Origin of the sequence: Sorangium sp. So ce834 (assembly GCF_051521425.1) — a bacterium.
GTDB lineage: Bacteria > Myxococcota_A > Polyangia > Polyangiales > Polyangiaceae > Sorangium > Sorangium cellulosum_D.
The window spans coordinates 7,710,766-7,733,796 of record NZ_CP150351.1 but is presented as its reverse complement, the minus strand read 5'-3'; the positions used below and the strand labels follow the sequence as shown (position 1 = coordinate 7,733,796).

The 23,031-nt window shown below is 71.6% G+C and carries 21 protein-coding genes; 9 read left to right on the top strand and 12 right to left on the bottom strand.

The genetic code is table 11. The features are described 5' to 3' along the window. Positions 1-30: 30 nt before the first annotated feature. Positions 31-657, bottom strand: coding sequence for an FKBP-type peptidyl-prolyl cis-trans isomerase (locus WMF20_RS27800; RefSeq protein ID WP_129577287.1), 627 nt, complete (start codon positions 655-657; stop codon positions 31-33). A 120-nt stretch (positions 658-777) separates the two neighbouring features. Between WMF20_RS27800 and WMF20_RS27795 the strand changes: the two genes are divergently transcribed. The 3 genes from WMF20_RS27795 to WMF20_RS27785 all read left to right on the top strand — a co-directional run bounded on the left by WMF20_RS27795 (position 778) and on the right by WMF20_RS27785 (position 5,078). Then, positions 778-2,637 carry a hypothetical protein gene (locus WMF20_RS27795; protein ID WP_437604958.1) on the top strand — a complete coding sequence of 620 codons (1,860 nt, stop codon included), beginning with the start codon at positions 778-780 and terminating at the stop codon, positions 2,635-2,637. 15 nt (positions 2,638-2,652) lie between these two features. Continuing rightward, positions 2,653-3,555 (top strand): matrixin family metalloprotease, encoded by a 903-nt coding sequence (locus WMF20_RS27790; RefSeq protein ID WP_437604957.1) that lies wholly within the window; start codon positions 2,653-2,655, stop codon positions 3,553-3,555. Between the two features lie 191 nt (positions 3,556-3,746). Beyond that, on the top strand, positions 3,747-5,078 hold the full coding sequence (locus WMF20_RS27785) for a hypothetical protein (RefSeq protein WP_437604956.1): 1,332 nt from the start codon (positions 3,747-3,749) through the stop codon (positions 5,076-5,078). A 76-nt stretch (positions 5,079-5,154) separates the two neighbouring features. On the opposite strand, the gene WMF20_RS27780 is transcribed toward WMF20_RS27785, so the two are convergent. Next, the gene (locus WMF20_RS27780; RefSeq protein ID WP_437604955.1) at positions 5,155-6,504 is read right to left on the bottom strand and encodes a hypothetical protein; all 1,350 of its coding nucleotides are present in this window, start codon (positions 6,502-6,504) and stop codon (positions 5,155-5,157) included. Further along, positions 6,504-7,901: a serine/threonine protein kinase gene (locus WMF20_RS27775; protein WP_437617174.1), complete on the bottom strand. Its 1,398-nt coding sequence runs from the start codon at positions 7,899-7,901 to the stop codon at positions 6,504-6,506. Before WMF20_RS27775 ends, WMF20_RS27780 begins: the two co-directional genes overlap by 1 nt. Before the next feature lie 753 nt (positions 7,902-8,654). On the opposite strand from WMF20_RS27775, the gene WMF20_RS27770 reads away from it, so the two are divergent. The 4 genes from WMF20_RS27770 (at position 8,655) to WMF20_RS27755 (ending at position 12,308) form a co-directional block, all read left to right on the top strand. Beyond that, positions 8,655-8,996 (top strand): YciI family protein, encoded by a 342-nt coding sequence (locus WMF20_RS27770; RefSeq protein ID WP_437604954.1) that lies wholly within the window; start codon positions 8,655-8,657, stop codon positions 8,994-8,996. Next, positions 8,996-10,252: an RNA polymerase sigma factor gene (locus WMF20_RS27765; protein ID WP_437604953.1), complete on the top strand. Its 1,257-nt coding sequence runs from the start codon at positions 8,996-8,998 to the stop codon at positions 10,250-10,252. The genes WMF20_RS27770 and WMF20_RS27765 overlap by 1 nt, the downstream gene beginning before the upstream one ends. Before the next feature lie 503 nt (positions 10,253-10,755). Next, a complete protein-coding gene (locus WMF20_RS27760; protein ID WP_437604952.1) occupies positions 10,756-11,388 on the top strand; it encodes a TetR/AcrR family transcriptional regulator in 633 nt (210 codons plus the stop codon). After that, positions 11,385-12,308: an alpha/beta fold hydrolase gene (locus WMF20_RS27755; protein WP_437604950.1), complete on the top strand. Its 924-nt coding sequence runs from the start codon at positions 11,385-11,387 to the stop codon at positions 12,306-12,308. Before WMF20_RS27760 ends, WMF20_RS27755 begins: the two co-directional genes overlap by 4 nt. A gap of 125 nt (positions 12,309-12,433) precedes the next feature. Here the strand turns inward: WMF20_RS27755 and WMF20_RS27750 are convergent, their stop codons facing one another. The 3 genes from WMF20_RS27750 to WMF20_RS27740 all read right to left on the bottom strand — a co-directional run bounded on the left by WMF20_RS27750 (position 12,434) and on the right by WMF20_RS27740 (position 15,125). Continuing rightward, the gene (locus WMF20_RS27750; protein WP_437604949.1) at positions 12,434-13,363 is read right to left on the bottom strand and encodes an aldo/keto reductase; all 930 of its coding nucleotides are present in this window, start codon (positions 13,361-13,363) and stop codon (positions 12,434-12,436) included. Between the two features lie 69 nt (positions 13,364-13,432). Continuing rightward, positions 13,433-14,266 (bottom strand): ABC transporter permease, encoded by an 834-nt coding sequence (locus tag WMF20_RS27745; protein ID WP_129577279.1) that lies wholly within the window; start codon positions 14,264-14,266, stop codon positions 13,433-13,435. Continuing rightward, positions 14,259-15,125, bottom strand: coding sequence for an ABC transporter ATP-binding protein (locus WMF20_RS27740; protein WP_437604948.1), 867 nt, complete (start codon positions 15,123-15,125; stop codon positions 14,259-14,261). The genes WMF20_RS27745 and WMF20_RS27740 overlap by 8 nt, the downstream gene beginning before the upstream one ends. Before the next feature lie 378 nt (positions 15,126-15,503). Between WMF20_RS27740 and WMF20_RS27735 the strand changes: the two genes are divergently transcribed. Beyond that, positions 15,504-16,712 carry a PAS domain-containing protein gene (locus WMF20_RS27735; RefSeq protein ID WP_437604947.1) on the top strand — a complete coding sequence of 403 codons (1,209 nt, stop codon included), beginning with the start codon at positions 15,504-15,506 and terminating at the stop codon, positions 16,710-16,712. Between the two features lie 106 nt (positions 16,713-16,818). Here WMF20_RS27735 and WMF20_RS27730 read toward each other — a convergent pair whose 3' ends face one another. Further along, positions 16,819-17,739 (bottom strand): LysR substrate-binding domain-containing protein, encoded by a 921-nt coding sequence (locus WMF20_RS27730; protein WP_437604946.1) that lies wholly within the window; start codon positions 17,737-17,739, stop codon positions 16,819-16,821. A gap of 117 nt (positions 17,740-17,856) precedes the next feature. On the opposite strand from WMF20_RS27730, the gene WMF20_RS27725 reads away from it, so the two are divergent. Beyond that, positions 17,857-18,594, top strand: a complete 738-nt coding sequence (locus WMF20_RS27725; RefSeq protein ID WP_437604945.1) for a cysteine hydrolase family protein — start codon at positions 17,857-17,859, stop codon at positions 18,592-18,594. A 29-nt stretch (positions 18,595-18,623) separates the two neighbouring features. Here the strand turns inward: WMF20_RS27725 and WMF20_RS27720 are convergent, their stop codons facing one another. The 5 genes from WMF20_RS27720 to WMF20_RS27700 form a co-directional block, all read right to left on the bottom strand. Beyond that, positions 18,624-18,860: a hypothetical protein gene (locus WMF20_RS27720; RefSeq protein WP_129577274.1), complete on the bottom strand. Its 237-nt coding sequence runs from the start codon at positions 18,858-18,860 to the stop codon at positions 18,624-18,626. Positions 18,861-18,905: 45 nt separating this feature from the next. Then, positions 18,906-19,157: a hypothetical protein gene (locus WMF20_RS27715; protein ID WP_437604944.1), complete on the bottom strand. Its 252-nt coding sequence runs from the start codon at positions 19,155-19,157 to the stop codon at positions 18,906-18,908. Positions 19,158-19,434: 277 nt separating this feature from the next. Continuing rightward, positions 19,435-21,489, bottom strand: coding sequence for an OPT family oligopeptide transporter (locus WMF20_RS27710; protein ID WP_437604943.1), 2,055 nt, complete (start codon positions 21,487-21,489; stop codon positions 19,435-19,437). A gap of 149 nt (positions 21,490-21,638) precedes the next feature. Then, positions 21,639-22,301, bottom strand: coding sequence for a hypothetical protein (locus WMF20_RS27705; RefSeq protein ID WP_129577271.1), 663 nt, complete (start codon positions 22,299-22,301; stop codon positions 21,639-21,641). A gap of 214 nt (positions 22,302-22,515) precedes the next feature. After that, the gene (locus tag WMF20_RS27700; RefSeq protein WP_437604942.1) at positions 22,516-22,938 is read right to left on the bottom strand and encodes a hypothetical protein; all 423 of its coding nucleotides are present in this window, start codon (positions 22,936-22,938) and stop codon (positions 22,516-22,518) included. Positions 22,939-23,031 lie beyond the last annotated feature (93 nt).

The window sequence follows — 23,031 nt, the reverse complement described above, 5'->3', positions numbered from 1 at the left end:
CCGCCGCTCACGTCGCGCGGCGACCGCGGCTCACTTCGCCTCGGTCTTCTCGGCTGGCGCGGCGGCGGGCTTGTCGCTCTTGGCCGCGTCCGGCTTGGCCGCCTTGTCGGCCGCCGGCTTGGCCGCCTTGTCGGCGGCGGCCTTCGTCTTTGCGGCCTTGTCGTCCGCGGGGGCGGCCGCGTCGTTGGCGGCGTCGCCGACGCCGAGCAGCTCGATGTCGAAGACGAGCGTCGACTTGCCCGGGATCTTCGGCGGGCTGCCCGACTCGCCGTAAGCGAGGCGCGAGGGGATCGTGAGCTTGCGCTTGCCGCCCACCTTCATCCCGACCACGCCCAGGTCCCAGCCCTTGATGACCTCGGTGTTGCCGATCGTGAACTCGAACGGCTCCCGGCCGACGGACGAGTCGAACTCGGCGTTGGTCTTCAGCAGGCGCCCCGTGTAGTGGACGCGGACCCTGTCGCCGTCCTTCGCCTCCTGGCCGGTGCCCACGACGATGTCTTCCTTGATGAGGTCGGCCGGCTCCGGTACGGCGGGCTGCACCTTCGGCACGGCGCTGCCCGGGGGCAGCTCCGGCTCGGGGACCTTGTCCTCGCAACCCGCGACCGGGCCGAGGAGGACAGCGCAGGAGAGGGCGAGGACGATTTGGAAAGGCTTCATGGCGCCACGTCTTACGCACCCGGCGCGGCCCGATCAACGGTCTCCCGCGGCGTCCGTGGCACCGGCGGGCCGGGTTTCTCGTTGCAGCGCTCGGGCCCGCGCGGTTAGGGTGCGGCCACCTTGGCTCGCGCGTTCTCCGTCGCTGCCCTGGCGATCGCCGAGGGAGGCGCCAACGCCGTCGGCGCCGTGCGCTTCACCTGCGCCGAGGCGGAGCTCGAGGTCGAGCTGGTCCGCGTCGCCGGCTACACCGAGGGGTTCGCCCTGGGCGCCGTGGCGGCGCCGGTCCGCTTCGGGGTCCCTTACATCGCGATCCGCGGCCTGTTCCGGCGCGGCAAGGCGCTCTGCGTGGCGCTCGATCCGTCCGCGTGCTCGCCGCACAACTGCTTCGTCCTCGCGCGCTTCGAGGGCGATCTCCCCGGCGTGCCCGGCGTGATCTCGCCGACGGCGATGGAGGCCATGGAGAGCGCCTACCGCGCGCGCGTCCACGCCCGCGTCGCGAGCTGGGTCGCGCCGGCGCCCCTCGGCGTGCTCGCGGCCGCCCTGTCGCCCGACTACCTCGCGAGCGGCCCGCTCGGCACCGCGTCGCTCGCGCTCCTCGTCGCGCTCGCGACGTGGCTCGCGCTGCGCTTCGCCGCGCGGCTCGCGACCTGGGGGGGTCCGCCCTCGGACCGCCTGCGCGACGCGCTCGTGGAGGAGCTGTCGCGCCGCATGGGCTTCGCGTCGGAGCGGCTCGCGGCCTCGACCCCCAGCGCGCCGGCGCCGCCCGTGTTCGCGCCCCGGCCGACGCCGCTCGCCGCGCGGCCGGGGCGCGAGCGCGGCGGCGAGGACGGGCTCGACGCCCTCCCGCTCCGGGCGCGCGTGCTCGTGCCCGCGGCGCTCGCCGTGGTCGGCATCGTGGCGACGATGGCGTTCGTGCAGCGGTTCGCGGCGCCCCGCGACCTGCCGCCGGCCGAGCGGCAGGCGGCGCGCGGCGTCGGGCCGGCGGCCCGCGGCGCCGCCGCCGCGCTCCTCGCGGGCGAGGCCCGGGAGCGCGCCGAGCCGTCGTTCCCGCACTGCCTCTGCGAGCGCGCCGACTCGCCGCTCTGGCAGCAGGGGGTGCCCATCCTCAGCGTCCTCGGTTCGACCGGGCCCGACGACGGCGCCGGGGTGATCGCGCCGATCCTGCAGCGCGACCGCGCGGAGGACGACGAGGCCGCGGCGGAGCCCGGCGAGAGCGGCGCGGAGCCGGGCGCGGCCGCGTCGGCGCCGGGCGACGCCGGCGCGGCGCCCGTCGACGCCGGCGTCGACGGGGGCGGGCACGCGCGGCGGCCGGCGCGCGGCCGCTACGATTTCGAGCTGGCGGTCGTCAACAACAGCGGCGCTCCCGTGCGCGATTTCCGCGTGCTGCTCACGTTCGCGCGGCGCAACCGCCGCGGCGAGCGCGCCGGGATCACCGAGCGCGGGCTGTTCTGGGAGGGCGCGCTCGCGCCGGGGCGCGCGGTGAAGTGGCATGTCGAGGCGCCCGGGACGGAGGTCAAGATCGAGCCTGGGGTGACGGGCATGCTCGACGGCGAGACCGGGGTTGCGTCGCCAGACGCGTTCTTTCAGCTGACGCGCGCGCGCTACCGGGTGGTGCGCATCCACGCGGCGATGATGCTCGCCTGGCTCCGCGACCCGCGCGCCCGCGACGCGCTCCTGTCGCTCCTGCCCGCCGCGTCCGGGGAGGAGGAGAAGCTCGAGCGGATCCGGCGTGCGACGGCCGACGTGGTTCCGTGCTCGGTCGCGGTGGCGGAGGGCCGGCTGCGCGCGTGCCTCTTCAACGGCGGCGTGGCTCCGCTGCGCGGCGTCACGCTGCGCGAGGTCGCGGCGGGCGAGGGCGGGGCGCCGCGCGCGTGGCCCATCGCGGCGACCCTGCCGGTCCACGAGGGGGTGGAGGTGACGTTGCCGCTCGAGGGGAGCGCGGCGCCCGAGGAGCTCGAGGTGGTGCCGCAGGGGCGATGAGACGATGATGGGGGGATGAAGAGGGGCTCCCGGGCCGCGCTCGCGCCGGTCGCGGCGCTCGCCGCCGCGCTGGCGCTGCTCGCCGGGGCCGGCGAGGCGGCGGCGTGGTCGCCGCTCGATCTCGAGGTCGTCCCCCGCTGGAGCGAGCTGCCGGTCCGCTACCACATCAACCACAAGACCATCCCGGCGCCGCTCTCCGGCTTCGCCGCCGCCGCCATCGAGGCCGGGTTCGCGGCCTGGTCGAGCCCTGCGTGCACGGCGTGGGCGACCGAGCTGCTCGGCGACACGGACGCCGGCTACGACTTCGACGACGGCAGGAACGTGTTCCTCTGGATCAGCGACAGCTGGCCTGCCGCGCTCGGCCAGGTCGACTCGGTCATCGCCGTCACGATGCCGGTCTGGGATCCCGACAGCGCCATCGACGACGCCGACATGGTGTTCAACAACGTGGGCTTCTGCTGGGATGACAGCGGCGAGGGCGACTGCATCGATCTGCAGTCGATCGCCACCCATGAAGAAGGGCACTTCCTCGGCCTCGGCCACTCGAACGTGCGCGGCGCGACGATGCTGGGTACGTACCGGGGCGGCACGTCGGCGCGCACCCTCGAGGGCGACGACATCGAGGGGCTCTGCGCGCTCTACCCGATCGGCGGGACGACCGTCGCGAGCTCGGGCGGCGGCGCGGGGTGGGGCGGCAGCGCAGGCTGGGGCGGAGGCGCAGGCGGGGGCGGCGCGGCGTCGGATGCCGGGGATGGGCCGAAGAGCGGCGGCGTGAACGACGCCGAGGGACGCGACGCCGGCTGCTCGTGCTCGGGTGGCGGCCGGCTGCCGGGCGCTCCGGGAGCGCTGTCGCTCGCCGCGCTCGCCGCGCTGCTGTCGCGCCGGCGCCGGTGCGCTGGGTCGACGCCGCGCAAATGACCGCCGATGCCGCGCGGATTGGGCCCGGCACCGCGCGAACGGCGGCCGGCGCGGCGCGAACGGCGGCCCGCACCGCGCGAACGGCGGCCGGCGCCGCACGATCCGTGGCAGGGGCCCGGGACAAGAGAGCGAGCGCCCGGCGCGGTCGCGCCCGCTTTACAACCCAGCGCAGCCGGGGCAAACGTCCCGCCATGCCCGAGCCGAGCACCGCAGCATTCGACGCGGAGGTCGCGCGTGCCCTCCGCTCCCTCGAGGCCGACAGCGCCGTTCCTGCCCTCGATCCGCTCGGCGATCCGGCCGGCGCGGCGCGCGCGCTCTCGGCAGAGGGCGACGGCGCGCCGCTGCTCCTCCGCGCGGCGCCCGAGCTCGGCGCGCCGCAGCGCGACAAGGACGCGCGCTTCGGCCCGGCCCCGCGCGACCCCGTCTGGCTCCGGATCGAGCGCGGCGCGAGCGCCCTCCGGCTCGCGCCGCTGCGGCTCGCGGGCGTCGGGCGGCCGCGGTCCGGGACCGCCGGCGCGGCCGGGGCAGGGGAGGCGGCCGGGGCCGGAGAGGGCGCGGCCGAGCCGCGCGACGCGGTGCGGGTCGAGGTGACCTCGGCGCAAGGGCCGTGCTGCACCGCCCCCTCGTGCACCCGCGAGCGGACCCACGTCGCCGCCTGGCTCGTGCTCGCCCCGCCCCCGCGCTCGCCGGCGCCCGCGCGCGCCGTGGCGGCGCAGCGCCTGCTCGTCGCCGAGGCGCAGGACCTCGATCCCGGCCCGGCGGAGGCGCTCGTCGAGTCGGTGGCGGCGCCGCTCGCGGCCGCGCTGCGCGTCCCGCTGGTCACGGCGCGCGGGACCGAGCCGCCCGGCGCGATCGCGCCGCGACCCCTCCCGGAGCCAGCGCCGGCGCCCGCGCTGACGGCCGCCGCGCTGGCGCGGTTCGCGATCCGGACCGAGGGGGAGCTCCTCGTCCTGCGCGACCACGCGAGCCAGGGGCCGCGCGGGTCCGCGACCCGCAACGCGCTCATCGGCGCCGCGCTGCTCGTCGCCGCGCTCGCCCTGTGGGTCCAGGTCATGCGGAGCGCCTCCGCCGGCGACAGCGGCATCGCGATCGGGATCGGCAGCGCCGCCGCCCTGCTCTCGCTGGCGGGCTACGCCTTCCTCGGCGTCGCCCGGTTCTCGTCCCGGTATGCGGCGCGCTCCGCCCCGGTGGCGTCGTTCGGGCCGGGCCGCTTCGTCGTCGCCCCCTGGGTGAGCCGCACCGGCGCGATCGATCTGCGCCCCGAGGGCAGGCTCGGGGCCGCCATCTCCGCCGGGGAGGTCCACGCCGTCCGCGTGCAGTCCCGCGGAGACCGCTTCGCGGTCGAGATCGACACCGACCACGGCCCCATCGACGCGCTCCTCACCGACCGCGAGGACGTCGCGCGCTACTGGCGCGACGCCATGGATCGTGCCGTCGCCTCGGTCCGCCACCCCGGCGGCCCTTCCGCCAAGCAGCGCCTCCGCGCGCGCTCCCAGGCGCAGCAGCCCGCCGCGGCGAGCTGAGCCCGCCGTCGACCCTAGCCCGCGCCTTGGGTGGAGAGAACATCGCGAGCACGTGACCTCTGATGAGGCCACGTGCTCAGAGGTCGTGATAAACGGTTACACTCGGAACGAAGATGAAGGCCCAGCTTCCGAGGATTCGCTCACGGAAGGTCACGTCGTCACTGGGGCCCTGATTGTCCCTGGGCGCTATCTTGAACGACGTGGTGAGCTCTGGCACGTTCATGGGGGCGAACCCGAACAGCCCCAGGGTCAACTGGAGCGGCCATCCAGGAGCCAGCGACCAGCGCGTACGCCACGATGCCTGGAGCGAGATGAAAAGGCCTCCGAACCCCGACACACCGAGCTCGGACGCAGGTACGAAGTCGAAGGACGTCGGACCGTCTCTCGAGCTTCGGCCATTCTGTGCTTCTCGTGAGTTGACAAGAGGTCCCCCGATCGGCCCCAGGGCGAAGCCGAGGCTCAAGCGTTCGCCGCGCGAGTAGAATGAAGTGGAGATCTCCGGTCCTGCAAAGAGAGCGTTCAGATACAGGCTGTCGCTGACGTCGGCAAACTGACCGTTGGTGAGCCTCGCGCCGGTCCGAGAGCGCGCCTGCCACAAGAAGACATAGCCGGCTGTGGCCCCTATCCACACCGATGGTATGAGCGGGTGGCGATAGCCGCCCATGACGAGCGCGCCGAGACCAGGTGGTGCGCTGCATTCATCATCGCAGTTGGAGACCTGGCCGCCCAGGCCCGGGGTGAGGGCGAGGCCGACTCCGAGCTGCAAGGATGGCAGGATGGGATCCTCCGCCCGAGGATCTTCACGCACGGCCGGTGCTTTCGCGAGCGCCACTGCGACCTGTACGTTTCCCTTCGGTAACACATAGAAAGTGGTGTCGAGGGGTCGGTAGCCGGTCATCTCGATTCGCGCGGTGTGCGTTTCGCTCGTCAGCCTGATAGGGCGGACTTGAGGCATCGTCGCGACTTCCTTGCCGTCGATGATGATCCGCGCGCCTGGGTAGTCCCCATCAAAGATGACGGTACCGACAAGTTGATCGAGCTTGGCTCGAAGCTCCTTCGATGTCTCCGCGTTCTCTGGTGCGAGGGATGGAAAATCGCGCTCCAGCACGTCGAGCATGTCGAGTGCCTCGACGGGGCGATCGAGCTCCTTCAGGAGTAGCGCGATGTTGAGCGTGTTATTCTCGGATGGACACACCAGGTGAGAGTCGCGGAAAGCGGCGAGCGCGCGATCGAGGTCCTTCTGCTCATAGAGTTGAAGTCCCTTGTTGAAATGCCCGGTGGCCGCAGCGCGGTCCTTGCAAGGTGGCCTCCTTCCTTCTCCGGCGGCAGCATGTGGATTGATGGCTGCAAACGTCGAGGTCAGGGCGAAAAACGCCGCCAAATTCCCTGCGATGCCTCGGCGCCTTCTCTGGAGGAGAGCGCTCATCACAACGTCCCCCGTAACGTGAAGTTCGGCGAAGACGCCGGAGCGGGCGCTTTACCCTTTGTGCCACCGGGGTTTTGCGGCTTTCTCGCGTTCGGGGGGGCGACGACCGTAGTCGTTGCAGCGGATGACGAAGTGGGCGCCTCATGGGCAGGGGGCGCGTCCATGGTGGGGCCCTGGCTTGCAGAGGGGCCCGTCGTCGGGCTCTGGCTCGTTGAAGGTGCGTCGGGTTGAGGCATTGCGGGAGGGACCGCGCCGTTCGCCTCGGCGGCCGGAGCGGTAACGTCGGCCTTTTCCTGGGATGTGCGTCTGCCCGTGGCTACGTAAAGGAGCCCACCGAGCACGAGCGCCCCTCCCAGGACCAACGGAACGAGGAGGGAGCGTGCCTTGAGGTGCCGGAGCGGGAGTTCTCGTGTCACCGCTGGACCGGTCCCGGTCGGGGCGATTCCTGGAGACCGCTCGAGCGTGGCTCTTGCCGGGTGGAACTCGCTCAGCGACGGCATCGACGTGGATCGCACGGCGGGCATCCCGAGCAGCTGCGCGAATGCGCTCACCGCAGATATGGCAGTTGGGAAGCGGTCCGCGGGCGCTGCCGCCGTCATTCGGGCAAACCATTCATCGAACCCAGGAGGAAGCTCGACTCCCTTCTCGACCGCCCTCGCGCTTGCCGGCTGCTGTGGGCCGCTGGACGCTATCAGCATGAACATGAGCGGGCTGTTCTCACGGAGCTCCGATGCCCAGTAACTCTCACCGACGAGGAGCGTGTAGGCTATCTGTCCCAGGGCGTAGATGTCAGTCGCGGCGCTGACTTTCCCGCGGCGGAACTGCTCCGGTGCCATATAGACTGGCGTGCCGACGGAAGCCGTCGCGTTGACGTTCGTCGTCCCCTCCTCAAGCAGCTTGGCGATACCGAAGTCGAAGACCTTCACCCGGCGCGTGCCATCGTCCAGCTCCGTGAGAAAGAGGTTCCCCGGCTTGAGATCTCGGTGGATGATCGACGCGCGATGCGTTTTCTCGAGAGCGAGCGCGATTTGGTGCAAGTAGGTCAGTACCTCGGCGGGCTGGAAGCGTCCCACACGCTTGAGTCGTCTACCGAGGTCCTCACCTCTGAGGAGCTCCATGACCAGGAACGGCATGCCTGTCGCATCGTCGAATCCAGCGTCGAATACGTCGACGATGAAGTCGCTCTCGATGTGCGCTGCGGCGCGCGCTTCCAGCTTGAAGCGCTCGCGGAGATGCAGATCGTCGACGATGTGGGGAAGCATCACCTTCAGCGCGCGGCGCCGGGTGGTCTCGATGTGGATCACCTCGTACACCGCCCCCATCGCACCCGAGGCGATGCGCCGGACGACCTGATAGCGGCCGGCAAAGATCGCCCCCTCGTTCAGCCCGGATGACATTTTCAAGCGCCCGGGGCGAGCATACACTAGCTCCCGGTGGTGTGCGACACGAGTTGGCGGTTGTCCTTCGGGCTCCGGAGGCGCAGCGCAGCCCGGGACGGCCGGCCGCGGGCGCGCCCGGCTCGACGTCCATGCAGCGCTCCGCGCTACCCTGCTCGATCGCGTGCTCGGTGTGCCCGGGTCAGCGAGCGATCGCGGCGGGGAGCTCCCAGCGCAGGCGCGGCTGCGACCGTCTCCACGAGCGGAGAGCGCTGAAGTTTCGTGATGACCGACAATCACCCGAGCGGCCACTCCGCGCCGTCGCTGAGGAGATGGAACTGACGTGCACGATCCTGTACGCCGCTCACCTGATTGGTGTACTCCTTGAATCACATGTCATCGTGGCGGTACGTCTGGCGCTTCGCCCCTGCTTCCGGATTCCTGCTGCGTTGAATGACATGGCCGTGGTGAACGCATCTCTCACCAGCTTCGGGAAGCTTCCCTGGCCCTTCATGCCGCCTCGCCCACCGCACCCTGCGGGGAGGGACGGGCTCCTCTCCCTGCCGAGCCCGTCGTCCAGGTGCCAGCCCGAGGATGGCCGGTGGGCCTCTCCCTCCCGACCTCGTCGTCCATGCGGCAGGGCGGCGGGGCGAGGCACCTCACTGCTCGCTCCACCGGGACGCGGAGAAAAAACGGTACGTGGGGCGAGAAAATTGTCCGCCGCGGCGCCCCTCGAACGTCGCAGGGGCGAAGTGCCCGGGAAGGAGAACGATCATGAACGAATTTATGTACTTGTTCCGCGGTAGCGACGCCTCTGGCTCTCCGGCCGAGATGCAGCAGCACATGCAACGGTGGACCGCGTGGGCGAAGGAGCTCACCGAGAAGGGGCACCTCAAGCGTCCCGGCAGCCCCCTCGAGCCCACCGGCAAGGTCGTCCAGGGCAAGCAGAAGGCGGTCGTCGACGGGCCCTTCGCCGAGGCGAAGGATGTGGTCGGCGGTTACATGCTCATCGAGGCCGAGGATCTCGCGCACGCGGTCGAACTCTCGAAGGGTTGCCCGATCCTCGATCGCGGTGGGAGCGTCGAGGTGCGCCCGATCTGGAAGCTGAGCCGGTAGTGGATCCGGTCGACCCCGTCTTCCGGCGCGAGGCTGGGCGCATGCTCGCCACGCTGACGCGCCTCTTCGGGGTCCACAACCTCGCGCTGGCGGAGGACGTCGTGCAGGACGCCCTCTGCCGCGCGCTGGAGGTGTGGAAGTTCCAGGGGGTGCCCGAGAACCCGGCCGCCTGGCTCATGGCGGCGGCGAAGCACCGCGCGCTGGACGTCCTCCGGCGCGAGCGGACCGCGCGCACCTTCGCGCCCGAGCTCGGGCGGCTGATCGAGGGGGAGCGGGCGCTCGACCCCGCGGTCGACGAGCTCTTCGGGGCGGCTGCGATCCGGGACGATCAGCTGCGCATGATGTTCTCGTGCTGCCACCCCCGGCTGCCGGAGGAGGCGCAGATCGCGCTCGTGCTCCACGTCCTCTGCGGCTTCAGCGTGAGCGAGGTGGCGGGCGCGTTCCTCGCCACCGAGGCGGCCCTCGAGAAGCGCATCTCCCGGGCGAAGAAGGTGCTCGCCGGCTCGACGCGGCTGTTCGAGCTCACGGACGACGCGTTCTCTGCCCGGCTCTCGGCGGTCCGCCGCGCGCTCTACCTCCTCTTCAACGAGGGCTATCACGGCGCCTGCGCGAAGGAGGCCGTCCGGGTCGAGCTCTGCCGGGAGGCGATGCGCCTCACCGCGCTCCTCCTCGAGCACCCCCCCTCGTCGACGCCCGCCACACACGCGCTCGCTGCGCTGATGTGCCTCCACGCGGCGCGCCTGCCCGCGCGCGTCGACGCCTCCGGCGACCTCACCTCGCTCCTCCACCAGGAGCGATCGCGGTGGGATCGGCGGCTCCTGGCCGAGGGGCAACGGCTCCTCGACCTTTCGGCCGAGGGGCCGGAGCTGACCGAGTACCACGTCGAGGCCGCGATTGCGGCGGTCCACGCGCGCGCGGCCCGGCCGGAGGACACGGACTGGGGGGCGATCGTGGCGCTCTACGATACGCTGATGGCGATCCGCCCTTCACCGGTCGTCGCCCTCAACCGCGCCATCGCCGTCGCGCAGCACGAGGGGCCGGAGCGCGGGCTCGAGGAGATCGGCGGCATCGAGGGCCGCGAGCGCCTCGCCGCGTATCCGTTCTATTTCGCGGCGCTCGGCGAGCTGGAGCTCCGCCGCGGCCGGCGCGAGATCGCGAGCCAGCACCTCCGGGAAGCGCTCGCGCTCGCCCGCAACGCCATGGAGCGCCGGTTCTTCGAGCGACGCCTGGGGGCGTGCGGCGACGGGCCTCCTTGACGCATCCATCCAGCGCGGCGTTCCGCGGCACCGGCCTCCGGCACATGTTGGCATGCGACCGGCGCATGCCAGCATGTGTCAGGCAGGCCCGGTCGGCGGAGGCTGAATTGGCGTTTCTTATCGTGAATTCGCGCGGATTCGTCGAGATGGAGGGGACGGCGCGCGGATTGCTCGGGGAGGAGCAAGGCGTCGGCTTCGACATGAAAGGACTTGCCCGTGGACGTAGCGGGCGGCCAGCGGCCTCAACCCGGGTCGGCGCTGGGCGGCCTCCGCTGGGCGGCTTCAACCCGGGTTGGCGCCGGGCGCGCCTCAACCCGGGTCGGCGCTGGGCGGCCTCAACCCGGGTCGGCGCCGCTGGGCGGACTCAACCCGGGTCGGCGCCGGGCGGGTCGGCGCCGGGCGTGCCTCAACCCGGGTCGGCGCCGGGCGCGCCTCAACCCGGGTCGGCGCCGGACTCATCCATTCCTTGCCAACGGCCCACGTTCATGTAATGAACGCGTTCAGTGAACGCGTTCACCCAAAGACCCGGCCGCCGCGAAGCCCAGAAAGACGCCACGCGCGCCCGGATCCTCGAGACCGCGCGCGACCACTTCGAGCGCCATGGCTTCGAGGCGGCGAACGTCCGCGCCATCGCCGCGGACGCGGGGGTTGCCGCGGGCACGGTCCTCCTCCACTTCGCCGACAAGCGCGACCTGCTCCACGCCGCCCTCTTCGACGACCTCGCCGCCACCGCGGCCGAGGCCGTCCGCGACGAGGAGCCCGGCACCCTCGAGCAGCGGCTCCACCGTCTCGGGGCCGCGTTCTTCGCGTACTACGCCCGCCGCCCGGCCCTGTCGAAGACCCTGCTCCGCGAGGCGCTGTTCGCCGACCCGCCGTGGCAAGCGCGCTTCACCGACCAGATCGCCGCCGTTCACGGCCGCGTCGTCGCGCTCTTCAACGCCGCCCGCGCGCAGGGCGAGGTCGCCGACGACGCCGACCCCGCGCTCTTCGGCGTCGCGTTCTTCTCCTTCTACTACTTCGCGCTGATCGCGTGGGTCCAGGGCGCGCACCCGTCGCCCGTCGCCCTCCTCGATCGGCTCGTCGCTCAGCACCTCTGCGGCCTCCGCCCCGCAGCCAACGTCAGGAGGGCTCGATGACGTCATCCATCATCTTTCGCAGTCCAGAGGCGCGCGCGCGCATCGCCACCTGGTTCGAACGCTTCCTCGAAAGGGCCCCGGTCCCGACCCGCGCGCGCGAGGTCCCGACCCGCTTCGGCGCGACGCACGTCCTCGTCGCCGGCCCCGAGCACGCCCCGCCGCTCGTCTGCGTGCACGGCGCCATGGCGAGCTCCGCGCACCTCTTGCCCGAGCTCGGCCCGCTCCTCACGCGCTTCCGCGTCTACGCCGTCGACGTGATCGGCCAGTCCGTCAAGAGCGCCGACGTCCGCGTGCCGGTCGACGGCCCCGCCTACGCCGAGTGGCTCACCGACGTCTTCGACGCGCTCGCGCTCGCGCGCGCCCACCTCCTCGGCGTGAGCTGGGGAGGCTTCGTCGCCCTGCGCATGGCCGCGGTCGCGCCCGCCCGCATCGATCGGCTCGTCCTGATCGTGCCCGGCGGCGTCGTGTCCGGCCCGGCGTGGCAGGGCCTCACGCGCGTGGCCATCCCCATGGCCCTCTACCGCGCGTTCCCCTCCGAGGAGCGGCTCGCGCGCCTCGTCTCCGGGCTGTTCACCACGCACGACGCCATGTGGGGCCCCTACTTCGGCGACGCCGTGCGGAGCTACCGGCTCGACATGCGGATCCCGCCGCTCGCCGCGCCGGAGGCCCTCGCCGGCTTCGCGCGGCCCGCGCTCGTGTTCGGCGCCGACGACGACGTGAGCTTCCCCGGCGCGAAGCTGCTCGCGCGCGCGAAGGTGCTCCTGCCGCGCGCCGAGACCGAGCTGCTCGAGGGGTGCCGCCACTCGCCGCCCACCGACGACGCCTTCCGCGCGCGGCTCGGCGGCCGCATCGCCCGCTTCCTCGATCCCGACGCCGCGGCGCCCCTCGCGTCGCCGGGGCTCGCCTCTCCGCCCGCGTGACCTTCCGCCGCGCGCCTGCCGGCGCCCCGGCGCGCCTGCCGGCGCCTCGGCGCGCCTGCCGGCGCCCCCGCGCGCCTGCCGCGCGCCCCTGCCGCGCGCGCCCCCCGACGCTCCTCTGCGTCGCCTCAGTGCCCCGACACGTCGTCGACCTGCGCGAAGGCCTCGACGAGGCGCGCGCGGGCCCACGCCGACAGCGGCGGCGCCTCGATCGACCGCACGTTCTCCAGCAGGTGCTCCACGCTGCTCGTCCCCGACAGGATCACGTGCGCGCCGGGCTCGTCCCTGCAGAAGCGGTACGCCGCGTCCGGGAGCGACGCGACGTCCTCCCCCACGAGCAGGCGATCGAGCCCTTCGTCGACGAGCGCTCGCGACACCTTGCCCCGCGCCGAGAGCTCGTCGAGCAGCTCCCTCAGCCGCTCGGGCCGGCTCAGCGCGCGCCGGACCGCGAACATGATCAGCGTCCCGATGTCCTTCGCCCGCGTCAGCGGGAAGACCCGCTCACGCGCCGACTGGTTCAGGAGGTTGAACCCGACCATCACCACGTCCCAGAGGTCGTCGCGGAGCGCCTGCGCCAGCATCGCGTGCGTCGGATCGGCGGCGAACGCCTCCGTGATGCCCAGGAAGCGGATCTTGCCCTGCTCGCGCAGGCGCAGCAGCACCGGGACGATCCGCTCCCGCAGGTCGGCGTACCGGTCCGGGAGCACGCCGTGAAGGTGGTAGACGTCGACGTGATCCGTGCCGAGCCGCTCGAGGCTCGCGTGCAGCGACGACACCACGTCTTCCGGCCGGAGGGGCGCGTCGAGGCGCGTCGTCTTCTTCGTGGAGAGCACCACGCGATCGCGCGGCACCTCGCGGAGCGCCTTGCCGATGAGCTCCTCGGTCCCGTACGCCTCCGCCGTGTCGATGAAGCTCACGCCGCGCTCGATGGCCGTACGGACGAGCCGGAGCGACTCCGCCTCGGCGACGCGACCCGACCCGAGCCGGCTGTCGCCGCCCGCGCCCAGGCCGAGCGCGCTGACCTCCAGGCCGGTTCGCCCCAGGATGATGCGATTCACGTGGTCCTCTTTCTCTCTGTTCGATGAACGGTGATCCCCCCCGGCGCGAGGCGCCCGCCGGCCGGGGGCTCACTCCTTCGGGGCGACCTTCCACGACGTGAAGCGCCGCTCGACGCGCATGAGCAGGTGATTGAACGTCAGCCCGAGCGTCGTGATCGTCAGGATGCCGACATACATGCTCGGGATCTGGAAGTTGTATTGCGCGTAGATGATCAGGTATCCGAGCCCCGCCTTGGCCCCGATCATCTCCGCCGCGACGAGCACGAGCAGCGAGTAGGCGCCCGCGAGGCGGATGCCCACGAAGATCGTCGGGATCGCCGCCGGCAGGATGACCTTGCGGAACAGCTGGAGCGGAGACAGCCCCATCGTCCGCGCCGACTTGACGAGCAGCGGATCGACCCCGCGCACCCCGCTGATCGTGTTGAGCAAGATCGGCCAGGTGCACGAGTAGATGACGAGCGCGATCTTCGAGGCCTCGCCGATCCCGAGCAGCAGGAGGAACACGGGCAACAGCGCGAGCGCCGCGGTGTTGCGCAGCACCTCGAGCAGCGGGTTGATCGCGTCCGCCACGGCCTTGTACCACCCGATCGCGAGCCCGAGCGGCACGCCCACCAGGATCGCCAGCGAGAAGCCCGTGAGGGAGCGCGACAGGCTCGCCTTGATGTGGCTCAGGAGCTGCCCGTTCTGGAGGAGCTGCCAGCCGGTCGCGAGCACCTCGGACAGCGGCGGCAAAAACGCCCCCTCCACGAGCCCGACCCGCGGCGCCGTCTCCCACAGCGCGGCGACGAGGAGCAGGATCCCGGAGCGCGCGACGGCGCGGCCGAGCCACCTCCCCGCCTCGGCCACGAGCTGCGCCTGCTGCGGCTCCTCGGGCAGCGCGATCGATTGCGGGACGCTAGCCATTGACCGCCACCACGCCCGCCACGGCGCGCCCCTCTGCCGCGCGCTTCTGCTTCCTGAGCCGCTCCTGCTCCTCGGCCTTGAGCACCTCCTCGCGCAGGAGCGCCCAGATCTCGTGCCGCAGCCTGCCGAACTCCGGCGTCGACCGCGCGTCCTCGTAGCCCCGGATCTCCTCGGGGATCTCGATGATCCGCTTCACGCGGCCGGGCCGGGACGTCATGATCGCGACCCGCTGCCCCAGGTACACCGCCTCGTCGATGCTGTGCGTGATGAAGAGGATCGTCTTGCGCGACCGCTCCCAGATCCGGAGCAGCTCGTCCTGCAGCGACTCGCGCGTCTGCGCGTCCAGCGCCGCGAACGGCTCATCCATCATCAGCACCTCCGGGTCGTACGCGAGGCTCCTGGCGATGGCCACGCGCTGCTTCATGCCGCCCGACAGCTCGTGCGGATACCGGTCCTCGAAGCCGGAGAGGCTGACGAGCTCCAGGTAGCGCTGCGCGATCTCCTTGCGCTGGCTCTCCGGGACGCCCTTGGCCTCGAGGCCGAACTCGACGTTCCCGCGCGCCGTCCGCCACGGGAAGAGCGCGTATTGCTGGAACACGATGCCACGATCGAGCGCCGGGCCGGTGATCGGCTCGCCGTCGAGCAGGAGCTTCCCGCTGGACGGCTTCGATAGCCCGCCGAGGAGATCGATGAGCGTCGATTTGCCGCACCCGCTCGGCCCGACGAGGACCAGGAGCTCGCCCGCCCTCACGTCGAGGCAGAGGTCCTCGATGGCCGTGAACCGCGCGCCCTCCTTCGAGCCGGCGGGCCCCTTGACGGCGAACGTCTTGCTCACGTTCTGAAACTGAATCTTGCTCATGGCTCCTCCTGCGGCCGCGCGGGGAGGGACGAGGACGTGATCCGAAAGTCAAGCCCAACCAGCATGGAACGACCGCAACTCCCGCGACGTGGCGCGCCGTCACCCTGGGATCTGCTCCTCCAGGCGTGCCGCGGGGCGCCCTCATCGACCGTGCCGGAGACGCTGAGCACGCGACGTACCAACCGCCCGCCGCCTCACGAGACGCAAATCCGCTATAGCAGAGAGCCGCCTGCTGCTGGCGCAGCAGACGCTGCGCCGGGGGTGTTGCTGTAGCAGCAGTGGAACCGCCCGGAGCAGATCGGCCGGCGCGAAGGAGTAGCCCAAGGACGGAAGCGATCTCGACGACCGGCGAGCGTTCGGGGTACTTTTCCCGTGTACATGACCGTCTCCACTGCGTCTCCGGAAGAAGTCGAGGACGAACGTCTTGCACGCGGGCGCGCGCGCCTTCTTCAGCGCGCGCCGCTTGCGATCGTCCAGTACGGCGCGGATCTCACGATCCAGGACTGGAACGGGGCGGCCGAGCGCCTGTTCGGCCCTGCGCGGCGGGAGGCGCTCGGCCGGCGCGTCGACGAGCTGCTGCCGGCGTCCGGCGACCCCGAGGCGTGGCGCCGGCTGCTGGCGGAGGACGGCGCGGCGCCGCGGGTCTTTCGGCACGTCACCAGGGATGGCGTCGCGGCGCACGTCGAGTGGCGCCACGAGCGCCTCCTCGACGAGCGCGGGGAGGTCATCGGCGTCGGGGTGTTCGGTCACGACGTGACCGAGCGGGTCGAGCAGAGTCGCCGCTACGAGCAGAAGGAGCTGGTCCTGCGGACCGTCGCGCAGACGCTGCCGATCATCATCTGGGCGATCGATAGCGAGGGGATTTTCACGTTCCACGAAGGCAGCGGGGTCGCGAACGCGGGGCTCCAGGAGGGCGAGCACGTCGGCAAGAACGTGTTCGAGCTCTACGGCGGCAGCGACGGCATCGACATGCTCCGGCGGGCGCTCGCGGGCGAGGGGAGCCATTCGCTCAACTCGACGCACGGGGTGTTCTGGGAGAACTGGGAGATCCCGGTCCGCGACGAGCGCGGAGAGGTGTACGCGGTCGTCGGCCTCACCCTCGATGTCAGCCAGGCGAAGAACACGGAGCAGGAGCTCCGGACCAAGCTGGAGCTCATCGAGCGGCAACAGCAGGTCATCCGCGATCTGTCGACGCCGATCATCCAGGTGTGGGACGGCATCCTGACGCTGCCGATGATCGGGGTGCTCGACAGCCAGCGGACCGCGGAGGTGATGGACACGCTCCTCGAGGCGATCTCGCGGATGGGCGCGCGGTACGCGATCCTCGATCTCACCGGCGTCGACATGGTGGACACGAAGACGGCGAGCTACCTCCTCGATCTGGTCGGCGCGATCCGGCTCCTCGGCGCCGAGGGCATCGTCACGGGCATCCGTTCGAACGTCGCCCAGACCATCGTGAGCCTCGGCCTCGATCTGAAGAACATCACCACCCTCGGGAACCTCCGCGCCGCGCTCCAGCACTGCATCCGCCAGATGAGCAAGGAGCGCGCGGCCGGCTCGACGCAGCCCGCGCCCGAGCGCCGATAACGGCGCTCCCTATCGCGGACGTCGGATGCAGCGAAGCGAGCTGGAAAGCCGCCGGGAGCGAACAGGATAAAGAGGCCGCGCGGACCACGAGAGGCGTGGCCCCTGCCTAGCGCGCCGTCTTCTCCATCTTCGCCGCGCCTTCGCCCAGCGCCTTGGCCAGCGTCTCCACGAAGACACGGACCGCCGCCCGCGCGGGCGCCGCGTACACCGCGAAGATGGCGCGCTTCGACGCGCCGTACTCCGGCAGCACGCGCCGCAGCGCGCCGCTCTCGAGGTGCTCCTCTACGACGTAATCAGGCAGGTTGGCCAGCCCGATCCCCGCGACCGCGGCGTCGCGCAGCGTCAGCGTGTCGCTGGAGCGGAGCGTGCCGCTCACCTGGATGACGCGCTCCCCCTCGGGACCCACGAGCGTCCACCGCGGCACTGGCTCCATGTTGTGCGTGATGCAGTCGTGATCGGCCAGGTCCTCCAGGCGCCGCGGCGTCCCGTGGCGCCGCAGGTAGCGCGGGCTCGCGCAGAGCACGCGCCGATCGTCGGCGAGCCGCCGCGCGACCAGCGACGCCGGCGAGATCTCCGCAGCCTGGCGCACCGCCACGTCGATGCGCTCGGCCACCAGATCGACGATGCGATCGGTGATGTCGAGATCGATCCGGAGCTCCGGGTACTTCGCGCGGCAGGCCAGCACGGCGGGCGCGACGCGGATCGTGCCCAAGATCGTGGGCGCCGAGATGCGCAGGGTCCCGCGCGGCGTCCCGTCGAGATCCGCGACCGCGCGCTGCGCCTCCTCGACGTCCGCGAGGATCCGGCCGGCGCGCTCGGCGTAGAGGTCCCCCGCCTCGGTGAGGCTCACGCGGCGCGTGGTGCGCCGGAGGAGCTGCACCCGCAGGCGCTCCTCCAGCCGCGCGACCTGCTTGCTGACCGACGACGACGTGAGCCCGAGCGCCTTCGCCGCCGCCGAGAAGCTCTGCAGCCGCGCGACCTCCAGGAACGCCCTCATCTCGCCCAGATCACCGACCGCCGGCTCCATCCCATTCGTTCCTTCCGCGACGCAATCCTCGTCGGAAGACCAGGATTATCACGAGCATGCGCCGGATCTAGCTTTCCTGGAGCGCGAGGCCGCTGCCTCGCCGCGAAGGAGGATCCCATGCTTACGCAGGCTCGCGGACACACCGGAGTCGCGCTGCTGCTCTTCATCCTGACCTCCGCCTTGACCGCAGATCAGCTGGCCTCGCCGCCCCCGGCGCAGGGCGGGCCGACCACGCTGCGGGCGCTGTACGGCCTCGAACCGGTCGACCGGCTCCACCGGGCGCGCACGGCGCTCGTGCTCGTCGACCTCCAGGAAGAGTTCTTCTCGGGCGGCCTCACGCTGCCGGACGCCCGGGCGGCGCTCGAGAAGGCGACACGCCTCCTCGCCTGGGCAAGGGAGAACGGGATCACGGTCGCGCACGTGCGGAACGTCGGCCCGAAGGGCGCGCGGCTCTTCGCCGAAGGCAGCCCGCGCGCCGACTTCGTCCCCGCGGCGCGGCCGCGCGCCGGGGAGATCGTGATCACGAAATCGATGGCCGGGGGCTTCACGAAGACCGAGCTCGACGCCGAGCTCCGCCGCCGCGGCGTCGACACCATCGTGGTGAGCGGCCTCATGACCCACCTCGCCGTCGACTCGACGGTGCGGGACGGGCTCGTGCTCGGCTACCGCGTCGTGCTCCCGAGCGACGCGTCGGCGAGCCGCGATCTACCCGCCGTCCGGGGCGCGCAGGGCGCTCGCCTCATCGACCACCGCACCCTGCACGAGGTCTCGCTCGCAGCGCTGGCCGATCGCTTCGCCGACGTGCTGCCGACCGACGCCGTCCTCGCGCTGCCGCTCCAAGACGCCGCGAGGTGAGCGCGCCGGCCCGCCCCCTCGGCGCCGGCTCACGCCACGCGATCGATCGCCCCCTGAACGCCCTTCTGCTTGGAACAGTGCGCGCAGCAGTAGAACGCGCCGCCGGCCTCGATGCCGTGCCCCACGATCCGACAGGCGCAGTGGGCGCACGCGGGCGCGAGCTTGTGAATCGCGCACTCGAAGCAGTCGAAGGTGTAGGTCGTGCCGCCCACCATGATCTGGAAGGCCTTGTCGTAGCTGTTACCGCAGCAATCACACGTGTTCATGGGACCTCTCGACGGTTAGGGGTGACGTTGCGCCGCGATTCGAGATCAGCCGGCCGTCGCGATCACGCCGGGCTCCTTCGGCGGCTGCCCCGGCGCCGGCGGGTCCTCGATCTCCGGAGAGGGCTCTCCGGGCGCAGGAGGCGGGGGCGGGGGATCCCGCCGCGCCGGCTCGCCCGGATCGGGGTCGCGCCGCGGCGGCCTGTCCGGCGTGGGATCCTGCACCGGCGGGCCCTGCTCGGGATCGCCGACCGGCGCGGGGCTGGGTGTTCCTCGGGACGGGGGGGCGTTCACCGACATGCAGGGTCCTTTCCTGGCGCGCGCTTCGTGGATCGCTGAGCTCGCATCGACGCGGCGCGGACAAGGCTGCATGAACCGCGCCACGCGCGCATCCGAGCGGAGCGCCTCGACGGGGCGACGCGCTGCGCTCACCGCGCCTCGTCGTGGAGGGAAAGGCGAGCATTCCTGTCACACTGAGGCGCCGTTGCGCGGGTGAGGCCGGGGTGGCGAGCGGCCGCGAGCGGTCCCGAGGGGCCGCGCGGCGGGCGGCGGCCTCACGCCGGCGACCGGGAGCGCTTCACTTCGGGAGGAAATCGAGGATCTGCCCGAGCGCCTTGGTGAGGCTCGCGGCCTCCAGCACGTCGGGCAGCACCAGCACGCCGAGCACGCTGAGGCCGATGCCCATCAGCGAGCCCCCGGCGATCACGCCCGCGCAGATCGCCTCGGTGTTCTCGGCGGCGAGCGCGTACCAGGGCCGCTTGACCGGCGGGGCGGGCGCCTCCGTGAGCCCGCCGGGCCCCGTCTCGCTCAGCCGCGACTCGCGCTCGCGCGCCCTGTGCCAGGCCGCGGCGCGCCGCTCGATCAGCCAGAAGAGGAACGAGCCGAGGAACATCGACCAGATGTCGGTGAAATTGAGGATGAACGCGAGCCCGAGGGCGACCGCGGAGAGGGGGAATCGGTTCTTCGTGAGCTGCTTCGTGATCTCGACGAGGATCCCGACGATCGCCCCGACCACCACCGCGGACTTGGCGGTCGGGTGGAGGAAGTCGAGCCCCTTCATCAGCACCTCGGCGACGGCCTTCCACGTGAGCGCGCTCGGGACCGGCAGCTGCTCCGTCCCGTAACGGCCGATGTCCCCCTGGATGAGCACGAGATACCAGATGGGGACCGAGAGCACGAGCCCCGCGACCGTCCCGAGCACGTGCCCCATCGCCTGGTGGCGCGGCTTGCCGCCGAGCATGTAGCCCGGCTTGATATCCATCAACAGGTTCGCGGTGTTGCTCGCGACCTCGGCCGTGATCCCGGCCGTCATCAGGTTCGTCGTGATGTTCTTCGGCGCGAGGGCGCCATAGGTGAGCTGCGTCAGCTTGCCGAGCGCCCCGGTCGGGGTGATCGCCGTGATGCCCGTCGAGTTCACGGCGATGAGCGAGAAGACGAACACGAGCGGGACCGCGATGACCCCGAGCCACCAGGAGATGCCGAACCAGAGCTGCCCGAGCACGACGACGACCAGGCCGACGACGGGCACGCCGATGATCGACAGCTTCACCGGCAGCTCGATGTCCGCGAGCACGTCCCGCGCCCCGCCCTTCCTGGAGAGGCCCCGGAACGCGTCGATGATCACCTTGGGCTTGGAGAAGAATGCGTAAAGGGAGGACGTGGTCATGCACGCGACGCCGCCCCAGAGCGCCCAGAGCGTGATCTGCCCGAACCCATAATGCCCGTTCTTCGGCAGGATGATCCCGTGCTGGATCAAGAGGGGGGCCAGGATCCAGTAGTTGAGGATGCCGCCGAGGAGGAGCGACGCGCCGGTCCGGATCCCCATCAGGCCGCCCGTGGCGACGAAGATGATGCTCGTATCGAAGCGGATCGTGAGCTCGTTCAGGGGGACGCCCCGGATGGCCGGCGAGAGGCCCCATCGCTTGAGCAGGTCGGCGAACCAGCCGTGATAGAAGACCTCGTCGTAATAATGGGGGATGCTCTTGAGCGCGAAGAGCGCGCGCATCACCTTGTCGTCGCGGAGGAGCTCGAGCAGGGCGCTCGCGAGGCCGCCGCCGAGGAGGAGCTTCGCCTTGAAGAGGCCCTCCTTCTCGTCGCTCTCGTGCAGCGCGTCCATGACCACGCCGGCGGCCATGCCCTCGGGGAAGGGGAGCTGCTCGTCGTTGATGAAGCGCTTCTTCATCGGGAACGCGAAGAGCACGCCGAGGATGGCGAGGATGAACATCCAGATCATCGCCCGGCCCATGGGGATGATCGTGGTCGTGACCATCGAATAGGCCGCGAGGCTCGTGAAGAGCGGCGCGTTCATGTAGCCGGCCGAAGTCGCGATGGACTGCATCGCGTTGTTCTCGAGCACGGTCATGTCGCTCGCGAGGCCCAGCTTGGAGAGGACCTTGAAGAGCCCGAAGGCCAGGATCACGCTCGTGATGCCGACGCCGAGAGACCAGCCGGTGCGCGCGCCGATGTACAGGTTCGTGAGCGAGAGGAAGGCGCCGAGCAGCATGCCCGTGATCCCGGAACGCCACGTGAGCTGGGGCATGTCGCCGCGGTAGACGTTCTTCAGCCACCATGTGTCCTTCTCTTCGAGCGACATGGTGTGGACCTGCTCGGGCGTGAGCTGCTTGATGGCCATCCGGCGACCTCCGCGCACCTTGTACCATGGTGAGCGACGCGCCGTGCATGCCTTCGGCGAGCGCCGGCGGCGCCCGCGCGCCTGGCGTCGAGTCAGGGAAACCCCGAGAGCCGCGAAATAACTGGCCTCGTGTCGCGCGGCCCGCCGCTCTAGTCGCTGTCTCGGCCGCTGCCGGCGAATCCGTCTTCTCGGCGGGCGAAGAGCACGTTGAACGTGGTGAGCGTCCCGTAACAGCCGGTGATGTACGCCTGGAGCTGCACCTTCTCGGCGTCGCTCAGCCCCTCGTGCGCGTTGATCTTCTGCTCCAGCACGCGGAGCTTGTCGCGGAGCATGACGATCTTGTGGAAGAACACGTCGAGCGGGATGTGCTTCTCGGCCGTGCCCTCCTTGCCGGGCCGGAGGACGATCTCCCCGCCTTCCCAGCGGCCGCCCATCTCCGCGCGGCCGACGCCGAGCTCCTCGGAAAGCACCTCGCGCAGCACACGACGGAACTCGTCGATATCCATGTCGATGTCGATCTCCCTTGGCAGCGGCGGACGGAAGGGCTGCGGCGCGGCGCCGGCCCGGCGCTCCGGCGGCGGCGCCCCGGTCGGCCGGGACCTGCCGCCCGAGCCGCGCGGCTGGCCCGCGGCCCGCGGGGGTGGGGGCGGCGGCGGCGCGCCCTTGGCGCGGTAGCGGGCGCACGTCGCGGTCGCCTTGATCGGCGGCGGGTACACCTCGAGGGCGCACTCGCCGACGCGACCGCGCGCTGGATCCTCATGCACCCGGGTGTATGCCGCGCAGCTTCCGCACCGGCCCGCGTAATCGTTCACCGCGGCGCCACTCTACCAGCTTTGCCGGAACCCGGGGGGCGCATTGTCGGCGCGCGGCCGCATCGAGGCCGAAAGGGGCGGCGCGGCGACCCGGCCGGAGCGCGCGGGCCGTCCGGGCCGGCCGCCGCGCTCCCGCCGCGGGCCCACCTCGCGCGCCGCCCGCCGGCCCGCCGCGCCGCGCAGCCTCGTCGCCGCTCGGCCATGCCAGGCGAGCTCATCCACGCTCGCCGGCGAGCTGCTCCCGCCGGCGGGCCAGCCACGCGCGCGCCTCCGCCTCGTCCTCGACGAAGTGGACCGCGACGTCGGCCCCGGTCGCGAGCGCATAGCCCCGGATCACCAGCTCGGTCAGGACCCTGCCCGTGAAGGGCGTGCGGTAATAGACCAGCCCTCGGATGGGGGGCACCCTGCCCGATTCCCTCATGACCGTTTTCCGGGACTCGGCGGGCACCCGGCCGAGCTGGGACACGTCGCCAGTGATCAGCATGTAGCGCTGCCCGGCGAAATGGAGTGCCATGAAGTCGAAGAACCGCGCTGCCTCGTCCGGCGAGACGTCGCCCCGCATCGTCAACTCCAGGGTGTCCGCATGCTCGCCGATGCGGGCGGTATGCTCCCCTATCCTCAGCACGCGCTCGAACATGTGGACTCCCCCTGATGTGATGTTCCGGCACCCCGGGAAAGCTGCGCCGCCGCGTCGCGGGTGAGCGCGAAGCCAGCCCAGGATACGGTTCTA

What these genes read in the sequence shown, in the direction of transcription:
- WMF20_RS27740 (WP_437604948.1), bottom strand. Translation starts at nt 15,125, where the DNA reads ATGAGCAAGATTCAGTTTCAGAACGTGAGCAAGACGTTCGCCGTCAAG.
- WMF20_RS27735 (WP_437604947.1), top strand. Translation starts at nt 15,504, where the DNA reads ATGACCGTCTCCACTGCGTCTCCGGAAGAAGTCGAGGACGAACGTCTT.
- WMF20_RS27780 (WP_437604955.1), bottom strand. Translation starts at nt 6,504, where the DNA reads ATGAGCGCTCTCCTCCAGAGAAGGCGCCGAGGCATCGCAGGGAATTTG.
- WMF20_RS27715 (WP_437604944.1), bottom strand. Translation starts at nt 19,157, where the DNA reads ATGTCGGTGAACGCCCCCCCGTCCCGAGGAACACCCAGCCCCGCGCCG.
- WMF20_RS27790 (WP_437604957.1), top strand. Translation starts at nt 2,653, where the DNA reads ATGAAGAGGGGCTCCCGGGCCGCGCTCGCGCCGGTCGCGGCGCTCGCC.
- WMF20_RS27800 (WP_129577287.1), bottom strand. Translation starts at nt 657, where the DNA reads ATGAAGCCTTTCCAAATCGTCCTCGCCCTCTCCTGCGCTGTCCTCCTC.
- WMF20_RS27785 (WP_437604956.1), top strand. Translation starts at nt 3,747, where the DNA reads ATGCCCGAGCCGAGCACCGCAGCATTCGACGCGGAGGTCGCGCGTGCC.
- WMF20_RS27730 (WP_437604946.1), bottom strand. Translation starts at nt 17,739, where the DNA reads ATGGAGCCGGCGGTCGGTGATCTGGGCGAGATGAGGGCGTTCCTGGAG.
- WMF20_RS27775 (WP_437617174.1), bottom strand. Translation starts at nt 7,901, where the DNA reads ATGTCATCCGGGCTGAACGAGGGGGCGATCTTTGCCGGCCGCTATCAG.
- WMF20_RS27720 (WP_129577274.1), bottom strand. Translation starts at nt 18,860, where the DNA reads ATGAACACGTGTGATTGCTGCGGTAACAGCTACGACAAGGCCTTCCAG.
- WMF20_RS27755 (WP_437604950.1), top strand. Translation starts at nt 11,385, where the DNA reads ATGACGTCATCCATCATCTTTCGCAGTCCAGAGGCGCGCGCGCGCATC.
- WMF20_RS27710 (WP_437604943.1), bottom strand. Translation starts at nt 21,489, where the DNA reads ATGGCCATCAAGCAGCTCACGCCCGAGCAGGTCCACACCATGTCGCTC.
- WMF20_RS27700 (WP_437604942.1), bottom strand. Translation starts at nt 22,938, where the DNA reads ATGTTCGAGCGCGTGCTGAGGATAGGGGAGCATACCGCCCGCATCGGC.
- WMF20_RS27770 (WP_437604954.1), top strand. Translation starts at nt 8,655, where the DNA reads ATGAACGAATTTATGTACTTGTTCCGCGGTAGCGACGCCTCTGGCTCT.
- WMF20_RS27725 (WP_437604945.1), top strand. Translation starts at nt 17,857, where the DNA reads ATGCTTACGCAGGCTCGCGGACACACCGGAGTCGCGCTGCTGCTCTTC.
- WMF20_RS27745 (WP_129577279.1), bottom strand. Translation starts at nt 14,266, where the DNA reads ATGGCTAGCGTCCCGCAATCGATCGCGCTGCCCGAGGAGCCGCAGCAG.